We start from the raw sequence: 636 nt of genomic DNA, 5'->3' as shown, positions 1-636 counted from the left end.
AGTTAGATGGATGGGCTCCGGCATTTCAAAAGACACTTGTAAGCCCTTTTGTAAAAAGAATTTATCACTATGTTCATCCTAATACTATAACGATTTTTGCTTTAGTTACAGGTGTTATTGCTGCGGTGTTTGTTGCTGTAGATTTGAGATTCTTGGGTGTATTTATTTTATTACTATCAGGCTATCTAGATATTGTTGATGGTTGTGTTGCCCGCATGCGTAATACAAGCTCCTCTTTAGGTACTGTTTTGGATATTTTATCCGATCGTTTTGTAGAAGCTTTTATCGTAATTGCTTTATATCTCCGTCAGCCTGAAATGGCACTTATTGCCCTTTTAATGATGGCCTCGATGCTTGTTTGTGTTTCAAGTTTTTTACTGGTTGGTATTTTTTCTGATAAGCACAGCCAGAAGACTTTTTATTACAGCCCAGGGCTTATGGAACGTGCCGAGGCTTTTATCTTTTTCATTGCGATGATTTTACTGCCTTCAATGACAATAGTTCTTGGGGTTGTCTTTGTTCTTTTGGTATTATGGACAACTTTTTTTCGTGTTTTTGAGTTTTATAGGCAAACAACGGTTTTAAAATAGAGGGGTTGAAGCTGGTGGTCGCTACTGGACTTGAACCAGTGACCCC

General features: G+C 38.1%; 1 protein-coding gene. It reads left to right on the top strand.

Features of this window, described 5'->3' with window-relative positions; all coding sequences use genetic code 11:
- Positions 1-590 (top strand): CDP-alcohol phosphatidyltransferase family protein (locus DNK84_RS13685; protein WP_162902511.1); only part of this gene is annotated, 590 nt, incomplete at its 5' end.
- Positions 591-636 lie beyond the last annotated feature (46 nt).

Source organism: Facilibium subflavum (genome assembly GCF_003574485.1).
Taxonomy (GTDB): domain Bacteria; phylum Pseudomonadota; class Gammaproteobacteria; order Francisellales; family Francisellaceae; genus Facilibium; species Facilibium subflavum.
This window is presented reverse-complemented; position numbering and strand designations above follow the sequence as displayed.